Origin of the sequence: Bacillus sp. FJAT-42315 (assembly GCF_002797375.1) — a bacterium.
Taxonomy (GTDB): domain Bacteria; phylum Bacillota; class Bacilli; order Bacillales; family Domibacillaceae; genus Bacillus_CE.
The window spans coordinates 247,729-266,519 of record NZ_KZ454941.1 but is presented as its reverse complement, the minus strand read 5'-3'; the positions used below and the strand labels follow the sequence as shown (position 1 = coordinate 266,519).

General features: G+C 42.3%; 18 protein-coding genes. 9 read left to right on the top strand and 9 right to left on the bottom strand.

The genetic code is table 11. The annotated features are described in order from the left end of the window. Positions 1–4: 4 nt before the first annotated feature. Entirely contained in the window at positions 5–1,420 is a 1,416-nt protein-coding gene (locus CEF22_RS01300) for a GntP family permease (RefSeq protein ID WP_100401430.1), read from the bottom strand. 290 nt (positions 1,421–1,710) lie between these two features. Between CEF22_RS01300 and kynU the strand changes: the two genes are divergently transcribed. Genes kynU through CEF22_RS01280 form a run of 4 tightly spaced genes read left to right on the top strand, consistent with a single transcriptional unit; the run spans position 1,711 to position 5,811 of the window. Then, positions 1,711–2,985, top strand: a complete 1,275-nt coding sequence (gene kynU, locus CEF22_RS01295) for a kynureninase (RefSeq protein ID WP_100401429.1) — start codon at positions 1,711–1,713, stop codon at positions 2,983–2,985. Beyond that, positions 2,985–3,641 carry an arylformamidase gene (kynB, locus tag CEF22_RS01290; protein ID WP_100401428.1) on the top strand — a complete coding sequence of 219 codons (657 nt, stop codon included), beginning with the start codon at positions 2,985–2,987 and terminating at the stop codon, positions 3,639–3,641. The genes kynU and kynB overlap by 1 nt, the downstream gene beginning before the upstream one ends. Continuing rightward, a complete protein-coding gene (kynA, locus tag CEF22_RS01285; RefSeq protein WP_100401427.1) occupies positions 3,628–4,452 on the top strand; it encodes a tryptophan 2,3-dioxygenase in 825 nt (274 codons plus the stop codon). Before kynB ends, kynA begins: the two co-directional genes overlap by 14 nt. Before the next feature lie 18 nt (positions 4,453–4,470). After that, positions 4,471–5,811, top strand: coding sequence for a sodium-dependent transporter (locus CEF22_RS01280; RefSeq protein WP_100401426.1), 1,341 nt, complete (start codon positions 4,471–4,473; stop codon positions 5,809–5,811). Between the two features lie 45 nt (positions 5,812–5,856). Here CEF22_RS01280 and CEF22_RS01275 read toward each other — a convergent pair whose 3' ends face one another. The 6 genes from CEF22_RS01275 to CEF22_RS01250 form a co-directional block, all read right to left on the bottom strand. Further along, positions 5,857–6,633, bottom strand: coding sequence for a sulfite exporter TauE/SafE family protein (locus CEF22_RS01275; RefSeq protein WP_100403870.1), 777 nt, complete (start codon positions 6,631–6,633; stop codon positions 5,857–5,859). Between the two features lie 227 nt (positions 6,634–6,860). Next, positions 6,861–7,496: a response regulator gene (locus tag CEF22_RS01270; protein ID WP_100401425.1), complete on the bottom strand. Its 636-nt coding sequence runs from the start codon at positions 7,494–7,496 to the stop codon at positions 6,861–6,863. Beyond that, complete coding sequence (locus tag CEF22_RS01265) at positions 7,474–8,526, bottom strand: sensor histidine kinase (RefSeq protein WP_100401424.1); 1,053 nt, start codon at positions 8,524–8,526, stop codon at positions 7,474–7,476. Before CEF22_RS01265 ends, CEF22_RS01270 begins: the two co-directional genes overlap by 23 nt. An 86-nt stretch (positions 8,527–8,612) precedes the next feature. Beyond that, positions 8,613–10,022: an MBL fold metallo-hydrolase gene (locus CEF22_RS01260; protein WP_100401423.1), complete on the bottom strand. Its 1,410-nt coding sequence runs from the start codon at positions 10,020–10,022 to the stop codon at positions 8,613–8,615. Between the two features lie 62 nt (positions 10,023–10,084). Next, positions 10,085–10,633, bottom strand: coding sequence for a DUF1641 domain-containing protein (locus CEF22_RS01255; RefSeq protein WP_100401422.1), 549 nt, complete (start codon positions 10,631–10,633; stop codon positions 10,085–10,087). A gap of 23 nt (positions 10,634–10,656) precedes the next feature. Beyond that, entirely contained in the window at positions 10,657–11,850 is a 1,194-nt protein-coding gene (locus CEF22_RS01250) for an NAD(P)/FAD-dependent oxidoreductase (protein WP_100401421.1), read from the bottom strand. A 356-nt stretch (positions 11,851–12,206) separates the two neighbouring features. On the opposite strand from CEF22_RS01250, the gene gdhA reads away from it, so the two are divergent. Together gdhA and CEF22_RS01240 are read left to right on the top strand one after the other, a co-directional pair. After that, on the top strand, positions 12,207–13,589 hold the full coding sequence (gene gdhA / locus CEF22_RS01245; RefSeq protein ID WP_100401420.1) for an NADP-specific glutamate dehydrogenase: 1,383 nt from the start codon (positions 12,207–12,209) through the stop codon (positions 13,587–13,589). Between the two features lie 139 nt (positions 13,590–13,728). Further along, complete coding sequence (locus CEF22_RS01240) at positions 13,729–14,991, top strand: dicarboxylate/amino acid:cation symporter (protein ID WP_100401419.1); 1,263 nt, start codon at positions 13,729–13,731, stop codon at positions 14,989–14,991. A gap of 64 nt (positions 14,992–15,055) precedes the next feature. On the opposite strand, the gene CEF22_RS01235 is transcribed toward CEF22_RS01240, so the two are convergent. Beyond that, positions 15,056–15,445 (bottom strand): thiol-disulfide oxidoreductase DCC family protein, encoded by a 390-nt coding sequence (locus tag CEF22_RS01235; protein ID WP_100401418.1) that lies wholly within the window; start codon positions 15,443–15,445, stop codon positions 15,056–15,058. Positions 15,446–15,687: 242 nt separating this feature from the next. Between CEF22_RS01235 and CEF22_RS01230 the strand changes: the two genes are divergently transcribed. Both CEF22_RS01230 and CEF22_RS01225 read left to right on the top strand, forming a co-directional pair. Next, entirely contained in the window at positions 15,688–16,242 is a 555-nt protein-coding gene (locus CEF22_RS01230; protein WP_095479956.1) for a delta-aminolevulinic acid dehydratase, read from the top strand. Between the two features lie 100 nt (positions 16,243–16,342). Further along, on the top strand, positions 16,343–17,248 hold the full coding sequence (locus CEF22_RS01225; RefSeq protein WP_100403869.1) for an AEC family transporter: 906 nt from the start codon (positions 16,343–16,345) through the stop codon (positions 17,246–17,248). Positions 17,249–17,277: 29 nt separating this feature from the next. Here CEF22_RS01225 and CEF22_RS01220 read toward each other — a convergent pair whose 3' ends face one another. Next, positions 17,278–18,192, bottom strand: coding sequence for an SGNH/GDSL hydrolase family protein (locus CEF22_RS01220; protein WP_100401417.1), 915 nt, complete (start codon positions 18,190–18,192; stop codon positions 17,278–17,280). Positions 18,193–18,260: 68 nt separating this feature from the next. On the opposite strand from CEF22_RS01220, the gene CEF22_RS01215 reads away from it, so the two are divergent. Next, complete coding sequence (locus CEF22_RS01215; protein ID WP_100401416.1) at positions 18,261–18,734, top strand: hypothetical protein; 474 nt, start codon at positions 18,261–18,263, stop codon at positions 18,732–18,734. The last annotated feature ends 57 nt before the right edge of the window (positions 18,735–18,791 follow it).

The window sequence follows — 18,791 nt, the reverse complement described above, 5'->3', positions numbered from 1 at the left end:
CCCTTTACACTAATCCCGTTAAGCTATACATCGCAATAATAAAGAAAACCGCTACTGTTTTAATAATGGTGATTGCAAAAATATCACGATAAGATTGGCGATGTGTTAAGCCCGTCACCGCTAGTAACGTAATAACCGCTCCATTGTGCGGCAATGTATCCATTCCGCCAGAGGCCATCGAAATGACACGATGCATCACTTCTGGTGGGATATTAAACTCATTGATAGCAGCCAAATACTTGTCCGCCATTGCGCTCAAAGCAATCCCCATCCCGCCTGAAGCAGATCCGGTGACCCCTGCGAGAGCAGTCGTTGTTACCGCTCCATTGACGAGCGGGTTCGTAAACGTTTCAGAAATCCCTTTACTGATGACCGTAAAGCCTGGCAAAGAAGCAATCACGCCGCCAAAACCATACTCAGCTCCCGTATTCATCGCTGCCAGCAAAGCTCCTCCAATCGACGCATTGATCCCCGCTTGAAAATTAAGTTTAACTCGCTTCCAATTGTATAACAGTGCCGCAACAATCCCTGTTACTAATGCCATTTGTACGGACCAAATCGCCACAACTGATGGCAGCTCTATTTTTCCGAACGCCTCTAACCCAATGTCGGCAAAGTCAAAGCCATTTGGATACCATTTCGGCAAAGCGTCTGTAAATACTTTATTCATCACCGCCACGAGAATGAGTGGAACAAATGCCAATACTCTTCTAGCAGTCGATTCTTTTTCTTTTGAGATCCCATCATTCGTTTCTTCTTCAACCACTTCATGATTAATTCCGTAATAACCTTCACCTACGCTTGCCGCTTTTCGACGGCGACTTTCAAGATAAAGCATCCCGATCATAAAAACAAAGATCGCACCAATAATCCCAAGAGTAGGAGCAGCATAAATATTTGTTTGAAAAAATGTTGTAGGAATGACATTTTGAATTTGTGGTGTACCGGGTAATGCATCCATCGTAAACGTAAACGCCCCAAGCGCAATCGTTCCTGGAATTAATCTTTTCGGAATGTCTGCTTCCATAAATAAGTTTTTAGCAAACGGATAAACGGCAAAAACAACAACAAACAAGCTAACACCGCTATACGTTAAAATCGCACACATCAGCACAATCGCTAGCATCGCTTGCTTCGCCCCAACCCACTGAACGATCGTCTTCGCAATCGACTCAGCAATTCCGGACATTTCGACCACCTTACCGAAAATCGCTCCTAACAAAAACACAGGAAAGTAAAGTTTAATAAATCCGACCATTTTCTCCATAAAAATATTAGAGAAAAACGGAAGCACAAAGTTCGGATCTGTCAAAAACACCGCTAACAATGCGCAAATCGGTGCAAATAAAATAACAGAAAACCCTCGATAAGCCACAAACATTAATAGTCCTAATGCCAACAAAATAATGACTAAATCCATTCGTCAACCCCCTTGTTTTTAGTCCTTGCTTTTAACTAAAAATGCAAATTCCATGCCAAATACTGAGAATATGTAAATACCAATCTTCTCAAACGATGAACTTCCTATTTTTCGGAAATATTAAACGTTTATTTTCCGGAATAACGGAAACTTCCGAAATATCGGAAATGGGGCAACTAGACAAAATTTCTCCCTTATTAGTAACCCATTCACTCCGCTGAATTGCCACACACCCCTCAAATGAATTATTATCAGAATAGAAAGAATATTAAGGTGCGAGGAGGAGCGAAATGAACATTTTTTCAAAAGAGTATGCGAAATCATTAGATCAGCAAGATGAGTTAGCTCATTTTCGTGAGGAATTTTATTTGAAGGCAGGTCGGATTTATCTCGATGGGAATTCACTTGGATTGCTGTCTAAGCGAGCGGAAAGAGCTGTGCTTGATTTGCTTCACTCATGGAAGGAGTACGGAATTGATGGGTGGACGCAGGGAAAGCACCCGTGGTTCCATTTATCAGAATCTTTAAGTGAAGAAATGATCATGCTTACAGGATCGGATGCCGAAGAAGTCATTGTCACGGGATCGACTACTTCTAACCTCCATCAATTAGTAGCTAGCTTTTATGAGCCAAAAGGAAAGCGAACGAAAATTTTGGCCGATGAGCTGACGTTTCCAACAGATATTTATGCATTAAAGAGCCAACTGCAATTAAGAGGTTACGCCCCTACCGAGCATTTAGTTCTTGTTAAAAGTGAGGATGGGCGACTATTGAAAGAAGAAGACATTATCGTAGCAATGACCGAGGAAATCGCCTTAATTATTTTACCAGGTGTGCTGTATCGCAGCGGACAAGTGCTGGATATGGAACGGCTGACAAAAGCGGCTCATGAGCGAGGAATTTTGATCGGCTTTGACCTTTGTCATTCAATTGGCTCGATTCCCCATGAGTTAAGTCGTTGGGGTGTTGATTTTGCTTTTTGGTGTAATTATAAACATGTAAACGGCGGGCCTGGCAGTACGGCGGCGCTCTATGTTAATAAGAAGCATTTTGGTCAAGTACCGGGGCTTGCCGGCTGGTTTGGTTCAAAAAAAGAGACGCAGTTTGATATGACATTGGATCTAGATCATGCTGAACATGCCGGAGCTTATCAAATGGGTACGCCACATATTTTAAGCACAGCACCATTAATTGGCGCATTGGAGCTGTTTAACGAAGCGGGCATCGACCGTATCCGCAACAAATCATTGCAACTGACAAATTATATGATGGAACTAATCGAGCATGAGTTAGCGGAATTCCATTTCACAATCGCGAATCCTCGCCATGATCGTCAGCGCGGCGGTCACTTATTTCTTGAGCATATAGAAGCGGCACGCATTTGCAAAGCGTTAAAAGCTCATGAAGTCATCCCTGATTTCCGAGCACCTAATGGCCTTCGATTAGCACCAGTTGCTCTGTACAACACGTTTGAAGAAGCTTGGCAGACGGTGCAAATCTTGAAAGAAATCATGGAAACAGAGCAATATAAGCAATATAAAAATGAACGGGATGTGGTCGCGTAATGAGTTCTAAGTGGATCGATATTACGCAGCCACTCAACAGCCGAATCGCTCATTGGCCGGGAGATATTCCTTTTTCCTATGAACTTTCTTATACAAAAGCAGAAACAGGCTCCGTCAACATTGGAAAAATGACAACAAGCTTGCATACTGGCACTCATGTTGATTCCCCTTTTCACTTTGATAATGAAGGGAAACAAATCCATCAACTAGACGTTGAAATTTTTATCGGCAAAGCACTAGTGATCGATGCGTCTAGCCTAGATTCTATTGGACCGCAACAGCTAGAGGCTTACGCATTAGATGGAGCAGAACGATTGCTGCTACGAACCACTTCGAAGAGCGAGCCAACATTATTTCCCGGGAAAGTGACTCCCCTTGATCCAGCACTTGGCCCATTTTTAAAAGAAAAAGGAATTTGTTTACTCGGAGTAGATGTCCCTTCAGTGGATGATTTAAATAGTAAAGAAATGGCGGTTCATCATTCATTGCACAAAAACGGAGTCCATATTTTAGAAAACATTGTACTTGATCATGTCGAACCAGGGTTGTATGAGATGGCTGCGTTACCACTATTAATTGAAGGGGCTGATGGTAGCCCTGTACGAGCTGTTATTCGACCAGTAGAAGAAAGGGGAAAATCACATGACAATGAATGAAAAATCGATTCATACCGATTTCACGAACAACATGACCTACGGAGAATATCTTGGGCTCGATCAGCTACTCAGCGCTCAACATCGGTTGTCTGGTCATCATGATGAAATGCTCTTTATCATCATTCATCAGGTGAGCGAATTGTGGATGAAGCTGATCATTCATGAAATGGAAGCAGCGATTAAACTTATTGCACAAGATGAGCTACAACCTGCCTTTAAAATGTTAGCCCGCGTGTCTAAAATTCAAACGCAGATTATTCAAGCGTGGGATGTCCTCTCTACGTTAACACCAGCTGAATATATGGAGTTTCGCGAAAAGTTAGGCCAAGCTTCCGGATTTCAGTCCTATCAATACCGGCAAATTGAATTTTTGCTCGGCTATAAAACGGCGCACATTTTAGCAATTTATCAAAAAGATCCGCAACTTCATGATATATTAGAAAAAGCTTATCATGCCCCAAGCATTTATGATGCGGCGATCGAAGCATTGGCACGTGCCGGCTTTCCGATTAATCCAGACTTAATCGGCCGCGATTATTCGGTGACTTATACAGGTGACCCGACGGTTGAAGCGGCTTGGCTTTCAGTCTATGCCGATGTGGAAAAACATTGGGCGCTCTATCAACTGGCGGAAAAGCTAATCGATATTGAAGACTGGCTACAGCAATGGCGATTCCGCCATATGAAAACGGTCGAACGAATTATCGGCTTTAAAATGGGAACCGGTGGATCATCGGGGGTGCAATATTTGAAAAAAGTGCTCGATCATCGCTTTTTTCCTGAGCTTTGGGATTTACGCACGAAGCTTTAATGAAACAGGAGGGATTTTATGGACAATAGAGAACAATGGTCCTCACGTATCGGATTTATCTTATCATCAGCAGGAGCCGCGATCGGTTTGGGAGCGATTTGGAAATTCCCGTACGTAACTGGACAAAGTGGCGGCGGCGCCTTTCTTCTTCTCTTTATATTATTTACGCTATTAATCGGCTTGCCGATGTTGATTTCAGAATTTATCATTGGTCGCGGCTCTGGAAAAGAAGCGGTCAGTGCTTATAAAAAATTAGCGCCAAGTAGCTTTTGGACGGTGACCGGAAAATTGGGTGTCATTGGCTGCTTCCTATTGCTATCGTTTTATAGTGTGGTTGGTGGCTGGGTGCTCACCTACACGGTCATGTCACTTGGTGGAAAAGTGATTGGAAACGGTGCCGATTACGGGGCAATGTTCGGACAAATTACTAGTTCCCCCATGATTACGATCGGTGGATTGGCAGCGTTTTTACTCATTAATATCGTTGTCATTGCATCTGGCATTCAAAATGGGATTGAAAAAGCGAGCAAATATATGATGCCGCTATTATTTATCTTCTTTATCGTGCTCGTCATCCGTTCACTGACATTAGATGGCGCAATGGAAGGCGTTCGCTTTTTCCTACAGCCAGACTTTTCGAAAATTACTGGTGAAGCAGTGCTTTATGCGCTTGGACAATCATTCTTCTCATTAGCAGTTGGATTTTCGTGCATGGTGACATACAGCTCGTATTTAAATAAAAACGTGAGCATTCCAACGTCTGCCGGATCGGTCGCGTTAATGAATATTTTCGTATCAGTGTTAGCAGGGCTTGCTATTTTTCCAGTTGTTTTTGCGTTTGGCTTTGAGCCGACAGCAGGACCAGGTCTTCTTTTCATCGTTTTGCCGTCTGTATTTTCACAAATGCCGTTTGGCGAATTATTCTTATTTATGTTCTTATTGCTCTTCTTATTTGCGACGTTAACGTCTGCTTTCAGCTTATTAGAAATCATTGTAGCCGCCTTTCTCGAAAATGGAGCATCAAGAAAAGTGGTCACTTGGGTCGCTGGTATAACGGTGTTTATTGCCGGTATCCCTGCTGCGCTTTCTTCTAGTCTGCCCGCAGACGTCAAGATTTTTGATAAAACGGTCTTTGACGCAACCGACTACCTTGTCAGCAACATCATGCTGCCGCTCGGCAACTTGCTCATCGCCCTATTTATCGCTTGGAAGATGAACCAACAACTCGTCAAACAAGAATTTATGCTCGGCCAATCGCTAGCTCCAAGCACTTATACGACTTGGCAGTTATTAATGAAATGGGTCGTACCACTAACGATTATCGTTGTCTTTTTAAACTCACTTGGTTTAGTTGGCTAAGACCTAAAAAGGAGACCCCCGCAAAAAGAGGTCTCCTTTTTTCTCTTATAAAATATCCAACCAAATTTTAATCGCTGTTGCCGCAATTAAAATCGCCAGCAACCATTGTAAAACTTTTGTGTTCATCTTTTGTCCTGCTTTCGCTCCAAGCGGTGAAGCGATGACGCTCGCAACAATCATGATTACAGCCGGCCAAAACAGCACTTGCCCTGTCATGAGCTTCCCAGCTGTTGAGCCGATTGAGGAAATGAAAGTAATGGCTAAGGAGCTAGCAATCGTCATTCTCGTTGGAATTTTCAACACAACAAGCATAATTGGAACTAAAAGAAAGGCTCCCGCTGCTCCGACAATACCCGCACCGATTCCGACAATAAAAGCTAGAGCCGCCGCGAGCCAGCCATTAAATGTGACTTCGCTCATTGGGCGATCATCGAGATTTTTCTTCGGAACAAACATCATAATGGCTGCTAATGCCGCAAGAATCCCGTACACGACATTGATGACTTCTTCTGACAGCCCTTCAGAACCGAAGCCGCCGATAAAACTACCGAGGAGAACCGCTCCCCCCATGTATATAATTAATTTTTTATTTAAATAATCGCTTTTGCGATACGCCCACACACCTGCAATCGTCGCAAAGAACACTTGAACCGCACTAATTCCAGATACCTCATGCGCGCTAAATGCCGCAAAGCCAAGCAATGGTGGAATATATAACAACATCGGGTATTTAATAATCGAACCACCGATGCCGACCATACCAGAAATAAATGAACCGATAAAACCGATCATAAAGATCAAAACCCAATACATGAGATCCATTTGTGCCCCTCCCGTACTCCTTTTACTATGTAAAAAATAGATTGACGTTTGTACTTCTACTTCAGTATAGAAAAAAAAGAAGCGTTCATACATAGGGGGGTTCCCCTATCGAAGTAGTAAATATGAAAATTTATTGAAGGTTTCAACTGTTGAAATAGAGAAAATACTGAAATAGGTGAAGTGATCGATCACTCTCGTAATAGAAAAACGCGAGGCTCGTCCCCGCGTTAATGGATGTCACTGAAGTAGTTTTTAATCCCGTATTGGATCATTTCGTGTTTTTGTTTTAGCCCTAGCTTGTTCATCATATTTGCTTTATGATTTTCCACGGTTTTGGTGCTAATGTGCAACTTTTCTGCAATTTCTTTATTCGTATAGCCAAGGACGTTTAAACGTAATACTTCCTGTTCTCGCAAAGTTAACGGTGAGATAGGCTTTTCTTTTTCCTTCATCATCTTTTCAATCTGTTCCTCACTCAAGTCCGTGTTGTAATAACGGCGCCCGTGGTAGACATGATAGAGCGCTTCATGCAGTTCGCTTCCTTGGCTCTTCTTTAAAATATAGCCGTGTGCCCCTGATTGAATGGCTTTGCGAATGTAAGCTTCTTCATCATGCATCGTTAACAGCACAACTTTAATGTTCGGCTGTTGCAAAAGAAGCTGCCTTGTCGTTGTGAACCCATCGAGTCCGTTCGGCATCGAAATATCCATTAAGACGACATCCGGCTCCGTTTGCATCGCTAACACCAACGCTTCATTTCCATCTCCAGCATCAGCTGTTACTTCAATATCTTGATAATTTTCCAGAAGTAAAATAATCCCTTTTCTTATTAAATCATGATCATCGACTACCATCACTTTCATTTGCGATTGCCTCGCTTTCATCTATCATCATTGTAGCCATAATTCGTGTGCCTTCACCTGATGCTGACTGAATGAAAAAGCGGCCATTTAACTGCTCAATTCGTTCCCGCATATGTTCAAGACCAAGTCCGCCTTTTACCTTCTCTAAATCAAAACCGACGCCATCATCATGCACTTCAACAATGAGCTGCTTCCGTTCTTTCCAAAGAAACAAGTACACTTCGCGTGCCTGTGCGTATTTCACTATGTTATGCAATGCTTCCTGTACGGTACGATACACATTGATTTCCACTGCAGACGGCAAACGTCCACTAATATTCGTTTTAAAAGCGATGGACAGAGGAGAGGTAGATTCAACAGACTGAATGAGCGTTTCTAAAGCGGATACTAACCCTAATCGATCTAAGCTCGTTGGCCGAAGCTGATGAGAATAGGCTTTAATATCAGACATCGCTTTGTCTAATTCAGCTCTCACCTCATTTAAATAGTCAAGGAGACGAGCATCTTCAACTGTTGATTCAATCGCCTGCAAAGCAACTGAGATCGTATACAGTGATTGGCTCACCCCATCATGTAGCTCATGAGCAAGACGCTTATGTTCTTTTTCCTGAGCTTCAATCAACTGCTTAATCACTTTTTTTGATAGTCTGACTTCTTCCTCTTTTTGCCGTAATGTTTGATCGCGAAGCACAAGTAAATACTCTTTCTCTTGGCTGTCTTGATCTTGATAAATTAACGCTGTACTCATTTCCACATCTAGCTCATTGCCATGATAAACGGGCATTTGCGATAAAAAATAGGGTACTTCATTCCTTGCGATTAAATAACAGCGATTTTCTCCATGAGAAACTTTTCGTTCTTGACAATAAGAGCAAAAAGGAACTTGACCACCAATGTTCCAGCCTGTGAGTCGATGGGCCGCTGGATTCATTAGTAATATGTCCCGATTTTGATTCATTACGATGATCCCATCTTGAATATGTTCAAAAATTTGGTGTAAATATTTTTGTTCCACAGGATACTGTTCCATTGATCTATTTCCCTTCTAAAGCACTTTCTTTTATTGTAAACGAAAAGCCGCCAGTGATAAATTTTCACCGGCGGTTTCATCAATAATTATTTTACAGCTTCCAGTACATCTGTCTTCCAACGTGAGTAGCCACCTAACAGATTCGTTACGTTTTTAATTCCTTTTGCTTGAAGCACACTTGCTGCGATAGCAGAACGGCCACCAGCAGCACATTGAACAAGAATCGGTTGATCTTGCGGCACTTCATCTAAGCGATCTGGTAATGTGCCGAGCATCACATGGATCGCGCCAGCAATATGCCCTTCATCCCACTCTGTTTGATTGCGAACGTCAAGCACTTGAATGTCGCCTTTTTCCACTTTTTCTTGAATTGCAGCTGGTTCAATATTTTCATAGCTTTCAAGCTCAGATACTTGCTCTAATGCGGCATTGACATTCATGTAACCAACGGTGTTGTCGATACCGATCGAACGAAGCGCCTTTAAAATGTCTGATAGATTTCCTTCTTCAATAAGCAAGTAAAGTGGTGCTTCATAATTAACAAGCCAGCCAGCCCAATTTGTGAAAGACTTATTGAATGGAATGTTAATCGTGCCCGCAATATGACGTTCACCAAACTCAGAAGAAGCACGAGTATCAATCACCATATCATTTTCAAGCCATTCATGAAGAGCGGAAGCATCCGTTGCTTCAACTGGTACTTGTAAATCTTTAAATAAAGCAGGACCGACTTTATTGACACGCTTCATCACAGCGAAATATTTTGGTGGTTCTGGCTGACCATCGAGCAATGCTTTCACAAACTCAGCTTCATCGTCAAATTGCAATGCCCAGTTGAACATTTTTTCATAACCGACAGTCGAAGAAGGAATAGCACCTAATGCTTTACCACAAGCACTACCTGCCCCATGAGCTGGCCATACTTGCAAGTAATCAGGAAGCTGCTTAAAGCGCTCAAGCGACACAAACATGTCTTTCGCTCCTGCATCCGCTGTGCCCTCATAACCTGCCGCTTTCTCTAACAAGTCTGGACGACCGACGTCACCAACGAACACAAAGTCACCCGTGAAAATACCCATCGGACGATCCGCACCGCCACCGTTGTCTGTTAGGATAAAAGAAATACTCTCAGGTGTATGACCGGGTGTATGCATCGCTTCTAACGTTAAGTTACCAATCTTAAATTTGTCGCCATCTTTCAGCAGTTGATGATCAATGTTTTCAAGATTTTGATACTTCCAGTTTTCATCGCCTTCATCAGACACATACATTTTCGCTCCAAAACGATCGGCAATCTCGCGAGATCCAGCAACAAAATCAGCATGAATATGTGTCTCAGCCGCCGCTGTTAACTTGAGCCCTTCCTTTTCCGCTACTTCAATGTATTGCTCAATATCACGAGACGCATCAATGACGACCGACTCCCCCGTCTTCTGACATCCCACTAAATAAGACGCATGCGCTAACTTCTCATCATAAAAATAACGTAATAACATTCCAATCGCTCCTTTTTTTCGGTGGAGGTGCCTGTCACTCCCCGGTTTTTGTCGAAAAATCGTTATTGTTTTTTAGGCAAGGTGTCAATTAATGCTTGTACGTAAGACAATCCTCGTTGGACGGATGGGTCTTTCATCCATTTTAAGATGGTGAAGACGGAAATGTGTTGCGTATTGGCTTCCGCTTTCATTTGGACTTCTTCCCACAATGTCTTGCCTTGTTCTACTTTTTCTTGAATAGGCTCCAAATATCCTTCTGCGCTCTTTTGCAAGTATTCGATTGATTTTTGATCTCCTAACACTTGCTCCATAAAGTGGACAACCGTTTCAAGTTTTTCAGTTAGCTGTAAAAGCAAAGGTAATTTCTCTAGCAGGCGAAGGCCAGCTTCGAGCGTATCTATATCTACATTAGTGTAGTCGAGCTTCATTTTCACTTTTTCCATTGTATGCTGATCTTCCATCGCAGCTTGGCCAAAAGATAATATGTTATCGACCTGTTCTAGCTTTTCCGTTAAAGTAGGCAGCTTTTCTATTAGCTTTTGAAGAGAAGCTTGTACTTCCAGTTTATCTAACTCATCGACCCAGTCTTGTTTTGATAATGAGGTTGCCATCGCTCTTCACTCCTTTCCTGCTATTACATAATTCCTTTCAGCATACCGTCCCAATACATAATTGGCAGTAAATCCTTTTTCATAATATACATGCTGCGGCGTTCCTTCGCTTGGTTCACCGGGAAGGACTCGCTTGGGATTTTACCATATTTAAACTCTGCTAATACTAAGCTGTTATAGCCTGTGACGAGCGGACAAGAGCTGTAGCCATCATATGTCGCACCCATCGGCTCTTCTTTCATAAGAGACATCACATTTTCTGCTACAACAGGGGCTTGCTTACGAATCGCCGCTCCTGTTTTTGAGGTTGGTAAGTCGGCACAATCCCCTAAAGCAAATACATTTTCATACGTTTGATGCTGTAATGTATAAGGATGAACATCGACCCAACCTGCTTCACTCGCTAACGGACTTTCACTAATGAAAGAAGGAGCTCGCATCGGTGGAGTGACGTGAATCATATCGTAATTGACCACCGTTTGTTCGTGTGTATCTAAGTTTTCGAACACTGCTTCTTTTTGATCTGCTCTAATTTCAATTAAGTTCTGACGGAAGCGGGCATCAATCTTTTTACGTGCCACGACTTTCTCCAATGTGTCACGATATTTCTGAACATCAAAAATCGCTGGATTCGCCGAACCGAAGATCACATTCGTTTGATCTCTCATTCCTGTACGACTAAAGTGATCTTCTGCTAAATACATAATCTTCTGAGGAGCGCCACCACATTTGACTGGTGTAGCTGGGTGAGTAAACACCGCATTTCCACCTTTAAGCGTCCGAATAGCTTCCCACGTATAGTCTGTATATTGATAAGAATAGTTACTGCAGACGCCACCTTTACCAAGGGCATCCTTCAAACCTTTTATCCCATCCCAATGAATCTCGATTCCTGCAGCTACAATTAAATAATCATAGGAAATCTTTTCTCCGTTCCCTAACTCGACGATGTTTTGCGTCGGGTCAAATGAAGCCGCGGCTTGTTGAATCAATACAACACCTTCAGGAATTAATTCTTCCATCGTGCGCTCTGTATCCTCTTTCTTCGCAGCTCCTCCACCGACTAGCGTCCATAATGGTTGATAATAATGATGCTTCGCTGGATCGATAATCGCTACCTCTTGTGCAAGCGATTTCATTCCATTCAACAATCTAGCAGCAGTACTAATTCCTGCTGAACCGCCGCCCACAATTACTACCTGATAATGCTTATTCATCTTTATCTTCCTCCTAGTCATAATCAATGACAAGTTCAGGGGCGAACCCTGTGAGTTGTTATAGCTGTTTATACATTTATAATAGTGAGAATATTTCATTCATACCATAGGGGGTTACCCCTATATTATCGATAGCAACTACTAATCAATCACTCAGGGGAAAAAAACAGGTTCACCCCTTCTCAAACTGGGTATAAGATAACTACACAGAACTTTCCTACAAAACATTTATTTCCTATATCATTTCGGCATTGATTTTATATCTTATTGGCATTGACGGTATCGATCATCAGGAATTATTATTTAATTAAAGGAAATAATTGAAATTTTCAAACGAACGGATGGGGGATGAGAGTATGACAGTAACGAAAGAATGGACTCAAAACGCTACGCATACAGCGAAAAAATATGTGCAAGAAGTATTTGAAACGGTTCAAAAACGCAATCCAGGGGAAAGCGAATTTCATCAAGCAGTAAAGGAAATTTTCGACTCGCTTGTACCGGTGTTCGCTAAGTACCCTAAATATATGGACCAAGGCATACTAGAAAGAATCGTGGAGCCTGAGCGTTTAATTACTTTTCGTGTGCCTTGGGTAGATGATCAAGGAAAAGTTCAAGTCAACCGCGGCTTCCGTGTTCAATACAATAGCGCCCTCGGTCCATACAAAGGTGGACTTCGTTTTCATCCCTCCGTTAATGCCAGCATCATCAAGTTTCTAGGCTTCGAACAAATTTTCAAAAACTCCCTAACGAATCAACCGATCGGCGGCGGAAAAGGTGGTTCGGATTTTGACCCGAAAGATAAGTCCGATGCAGAAGTAATGCGCTTTACGCAAAGCTTCATGACGGAGCTGGCTCGCCATATCGGCCCGGATACAGACGTGCCAGCGGGTGACATCGGTGTTGGCGCTCGTGAAATCGGTTATATGTTCGGTCAATATAAACGCATTCAAAACGCTTATCATGCCGGTGTATTAACTGGTAAAGGTCTGCATTACGGCGGTAGTTTAACAAGAACGGAAGCAACAGGCTACGGTACTGTTTACTTTGTTGCCGAAATGCTGAAAGATAGCAGTTTAAGCTTTAAAGACAGCACTGTCATTGTTTCCGGCTCCGGCAATGTTTCTATCTATGCAATTGAAAAAGCAACACAGCTCGGTGCAAAAGTCGTTGCTTGCAGTGATTCTAATGGCTATATTTATGATAAAAATGGTATTGACCTCGCAACAGTTAAACGTCTAAAAGAAGTAGAAAGAAAACGAATTAGCGAATACGTTCTCAATCATCCGGGAGCAGAGTATGTAGAAGGCTGTTCTGGCATTTGGAACATTCCTTGCGATATTGCTCTTCCATGTGCAACGCAAAACGAAATTGACGCAACAGCAGCTGCTACCCTCGCTAAAAACGGAGTGAAAGCCATTGGTGAAGGCGCTAATATGCCAAGTACGCTAGAAGCGATTGATGTTTTTCTAAAAGCAAACGTATTGTTCGGACCAGCAAAAGCAGCTAATGCCGGTGGTGTCGCTGTTTCCGCACTAGAAATGGCTCAAAACAGCATGCGGATGCCATGGACATTTGAAGAAGTAGATGACAAACTACACACAATTATGAAAAATATTTACAAAAATAGTGTGCAAGCCGCGAATGAATTTGGCTTCGAAGGAAATCTCGTCGTAGGTGCCAACATTGCTGGCTTCCTCAAAGTGGCCGATGCAATGATCGACCAAGGTGTTGTGTAAAAAAAGCGAGAAAGGCAGGCTCTGAAAAAAAAGAGCCTGCCTTTTTACATTGAGGGAGAAAATACCTTTTCTTTTTAGAACAAACATACTATGATTAGAAAGTTATTTATTTTTTATTTGATGAAAGGCTGGGAATATTTTGAGGAAATTTCTGAAAAGTTATCAATTTACTTTTCTATTATTAGCCGGCATTATTATTGGCGGCATTGCAGGTGTCGTGTTTGGTCCTAAAGCGGCTATTGTCAAACCTTTTGGGGATTTATTTTTAAATTTAATGTTTATGCTTATCATACCGCTCGTATTTTTCAGCATCGCCTCAGCGATTGCTTCGATGGACGGAATGAAGCGTCTAGGAAAAATTATGGGCAGTATTTTTATCGTCTTCTTCGTCACAGCGATCATTGCAGCTGTTGTAGGCATGGTAGGTGTGACGTTGTTTAACCCGCTTGCCAACACAGATGTATCAGCTATTAAAGAGTTAATGGTTCAATTCGAGCCAGTAGAAACTGAAGCAGAAGACTTAACTCTGCTCGGACATCTTGTAAACACATTTACAGTAGCTGATTTCTCTTTATTGCTGTCTAAAAGCAATATGCTACAACTCATCGTCTTTTCGATTCTGTTCGGTTTAGCTACCACAATGGCAAAAGAACACGGCAAACCGATGGCGAACTTTTTAGCTTCTGGTACAGCCGTTATGATGAAAATGGTATCGATCATTATGTACTACGCTCCGATTGGACTAGGTTGCTACTTTGCGGCCATTATCGGGGAACTAGGACCACAAATTCTGGGTGGCTATGCTCGAACATTCGTCTTATACCTAGGTTTAACTGTGCTTTATTACTTCGGCTTCTTTACGCTGTATGCGTTTATCGCAGCTGGAAAAGACGGCGTGAAGGTATTTTGGAAACACGCAGCTGCTCCATCGGTCACAGCGATCGCTACATGCTCAAGTGCCGCAAGCATTCCGGTCAACTTAACCGCTGTGAAAAAAATGGGCGTTCCGAAAGATATCGCTGAAACGATTATCCCACTCGGTGCCAACACACATAAAGATGGCTCCGTATTTGGTGGCGTGTTGAAAATCGTCTTCCTGTTTGCGCTGTTTGGCAAAGACATGACAAGCTTAACGAGCATTTTAAGCATCATCGGCGTCTCTTTCCTTGTCGGTGCGGTCATGGGGGCGATCCCAGGTGGTGGAATGATCGGTGAAATGCTGATTTTAAGCGTATTTGGCTTCCCTCCTGAAGTGTTGCCGATCATCGCCGTTATCAGTACGATCATCGATGCACCAGCTACATTGTTGAACTCAACAGGAAACACCGTTTGTGCGATGCTCGTCACACGACTAGTCGAGGGGAAAAACTGGCTACAGAGACAACTAGTAATCAGCAGTTAATCAAAAAGAGTGAAGACCTCGTTAGGTTTTCACTCTTTTTGATGGGTATAAGGGCAACGCAAATCTACAAAAACCTCTTTCTGATTTCCGAAGAAGGCAGCATACACTGATCTTTTTTGCCGAACCATTTGTATCTATTTTTCGCCACCCATTGATACACCTTATCTCTGAGCGGTCGAGGAATGATTAATAGATAATAAAATAACTTCCATCCCCCTGATAAATGTTTGCATATACGAAGAGCCGCTGTTGACTGATGATAACAACTTTCACCATCAATCAGTAGTAAACTATCAATATTAGAAGGGACTTGATGCGATCCCACTAAGCTTTGTCCGATGTCACTTTGTAACGAAGCAAATTTATAGTGCGCATTCGGATCTCTTTTAATAATAAATTGCACACTATGATCACAAAAGTTGCATTCGCCATCAAATAAGACAATCTTACTCATTGACGCTCCCCCTTTTTTTATCATTTTAACAATATGTAAACATAATTAATAACTATTTTGCTTCCTTATCATTTGTAAATAATAACCTTAATATTGTAACATATAGGAAATCTGCAAATGAGGAGATCTTAATGATGAACAACTACTTATAACCTGTTATCTATGACCTCTGGGCTCGACCACCTCCGAATACTGCCCTTATTTGATCGACAAATAAATATAAAAAACGGAGGAATATAAAGATGAGTAAACCAGATTTAACTGTTGCTTTAGTATGTGGACCTGATTGTGATATGGATTCTAATGCGATTCGTTCCGCTATTGAATATTTTGGAGGGCGTGTCATTACTTATTGGATTGGAAGACCAAACGATTTAATAGGCGTACTCTCTGGAGAGGAGCTGTACCCGGACACGGATTATATCATTCTTAATTTCCACGGCGATGAAGGTCAATTCGTTATGCCAGAGTTAGATGAATCCGTCTATGGGGTCAATGAACCAAAAGGCGATTTCAGTCCAAATGATGTAAAGCGATTTGCCAAATTAAAGGATAAAATTATTTTAGCGAATGGTTGTACACTAGGAGTACCGCTATTGGCGCAAGCCTTTATGGATAGTGGCTGCCAAGCATACATTGGCCCCGATGATTACCCGGATGGAAATGCAGCACTTATGTTTGCCTTACGATTCTTTTATGAAATCATTCAGAACAAAAAAAGCGTAAAAGAAGCGTTTGAACTAGCGAAAACAACTGATGAAGAAATGTCTATGTACCAATTCTACGAGAGAAAATAATAAAAAAGGCGAGTACCTATTTTTTCGGTACTCGCCTTTTTGCGCCAATATTCTGTTATCATGAAGGAAAGCTTGTCGATTGGACGGAGTTGAATATGTGTTGGACTTGTTGATGATTGTGTTGCCAGCCTTTCTTATTTTTTTCACTGGTTTTGTTGGTCAAAAATTGATAGGATTTGAGATTCGCTCGATTTCGATGATGGCTCTTTATATTATGTCGCCATTTCTTGCGTTTCGCACCTTTTATACGAATAAGCTGACGATGGAGTATGTCTATATTATTAGCTTCTGCTTTATCCTCTGCTTTGTATTAATCGCCATCGTTGCGGTCACAGGCATAATGATGAAAGCTTCAAGGCAAAAAATAGCGGCAATGATTCTTGGTGGCGCCTTTATGAATAGCGGTAACTACGGAGCACCGGTTGTTCTTTTCGCCTTTGGAGCCGTCGGTTTTGATTATGCGGTCATCATGATGGTGTTCCAGTCGCTATTAATGAATACGATTGGGCTATTTTTCGCTTCTCTCGGCAGCAAACAGAGGATGACATTCAAACAATCATTACTCCGGGTCCTGCGCATGCCTGTTATTTACGGTACCTCTTTAGGACTTACTTTTCAGCTACTGTCAATTGATCTGCCGAAACCGTTTATGGATGCGATTAGCTTAGTTGCCAACGCCTCAATTCCGACGATCATGCTCGTTCTCGGTATGCAACTAGCAGTGATCGCAAAAAAACGAGTGGCTTACCGTTTTGTGTCTGCTGTCACGACTATCCGTTTGATCGCTTCGCCAGCACTTGCGGTCGTGATCACATCGTTTCTTCCTCTGAATGACTTGTTAAAAGATGTGCTCATTTTGCAAGCGGCGATGCCCGCAGCCGCCAACACGACATTAGCAGCGATACAGTTCGGCACGGAGCCAGATCTCGTTTCTTTTAACACGTTAGTCACGACGTTATTAAGCATCGTAACCATCCCTGCTACACTGTTCTTTTTAGGTGTATAAATGAAAAGGCTGTCTTTGCAACAGCCTTTTTATCGTCTTACTAACAATTCCTCTCCTCGTTTACATCCGTTGATCGGCTGATCCACCATAGCAACCTCTGCTTTCGCTTCTTCCTCCTTCTCCGCTTCCTTTTCCTCTTCCTTTTCATTCGAAGTCAGCTTTGAAAAAGGAATCGGTGCTGGCAAAGTATTTAACACTTGCTCTGGTATATCAGGACTACCTGGCGTGTACACATCGAGAAAACTATTGGCCATTTGCAAATAGCCGGCCGTGTTCGGATGAACATCTTTCGGATTTGGAAGCAAAGACTTCGCACTATTGCCAAAACGCGAGCTCACCGGCACAAAATGAGCACCAGCTCGTTCCGCTTCTTGTTTAATAATTTGGTTTAAAATCCCCAGCTGTTTTTCGACAGATGGCTTATGCTGTTCTTTCACATGGGGGTATGGAAAATAATAGCCCATCGCATACACCTCTGCATGAGGATTCAACTTTTCAATTTTATCGAGCAATTGAATATACGTTTTCCGCACACGATTGAGGGCAAATGCCGCTGGAATCGGCTCGTAGCTAAGCATGCCGCGGACGGAATCATTGCGAATAAGCGGCAATAAATCATTCGCTCCAGCGGAAATTGTAATGATATTCGCTTTACGAACATCTTGCTGGGCTCCTTTTTTATCGAGTTGCTCGAGCACTTGCTCTGTTGTATAACCCGGAAACGCCCAATTTTTCGAAAAGCTCGCTAAGCTACCAGACTGCTGTAAAGAGAGAGCAATTAAGTCCGCATAACCCGCCCCAATCTCTTTGTTCGGGGTTTGTCCAGCTGCTAATGAATCACCCAATGCTACGTAATGAAGTCCCGCCGCCTCTGCTTTCACCGGCAAGGCGGTAGCAACCGCTAGCAAAAAGACAACAACATATAAACAAATTCGCTTCCTCATAGAATTCTTCCTTTCTTCACGATATGCTATAATTAAATCTTATCATAACTCAAATATATGGAGGCTATATGCTAACTTTTGAAGAAAAACTGGAAATTATTGAATCTTTCCCACAACTTGAGCGTAAAAATGTTTCTCTTGGCCGCGTCAATTTTCACTTTGAAGACAGTGTAACAGATAAGAAAAATATTGTGTATCATCTCCACCCAAACGGAAACGGTTTTGTTTATGCTGGCGAATTGTCTCATTATCCAACCGACTCTAAGGGAATGGTCAATATTCGTGATTTTTCAGCGGAAGAACTACGAACGGTCCTAGATGAAGCTATTCTTTCGCTATCACCGAAATCAAATGAAGAACAAGCGATTATTGGAGATGCTTATGAAGAGAAATGGGTTAATGAAGATGGACATACATTACTACTCATTGAAGAAGATGAAATGTGGAATGTGTATGCTGGCTTGAATTTAGACGGTACGTTCCATACGTACGAAGCCGCTTTACAATACTTAGATGAAGAAGGCTTTCGTCGACTTTCTTAATCTGAAAAGAGCGTAACTGCCTAATCATATAAGTGGCAGTCACGCTCTTTTATTTTC